Below are 232 nucleotides of genomic sequence, written 5' to 3' on the forward strand. Positions count from 1 at the left end.
GTGGTGCCATCCTCAAAGGTCACCTGTGCGTTGAACACAGCCACAGCATCCAAAGCGGTGGGCGTTCCGTCGATATCAACGGTTTCGGGATCACCACGGTTGTTGCTGTCCGCAATACCGTCGCCATCGGCGTCATCCACCTGCACGCGCACCTGATTTGAACCCAACGGATCCATGTCGCTGCCGTAAGATCCCAGAACCACCTCGGCGCCGTCCGCAAGCGAATCCATGT

The 232-nt window shown here is 58.6% G+C and carries 1 protein-coding gene; it reads right to left on the reverse strand.

The genetic code is table 11. The features are described from left to right. The coding region (locus NXS07_RS21495; RefSeq protein WP_258087707.1) for a hypothetical protein at window positions 1–232 on the reverse strand (232 nt) is incomplete at both ends.

It is taken from the genome of Xenorhabdus bovienii (assembly GCF_024721015.1).
Lineage (GTDB): Bacteria > Pseudomonadota > Gammaproteobacteria > Enterobacterales > Enterobacteriaceae > Xenorhabdus > Xenorhabdus bovienii.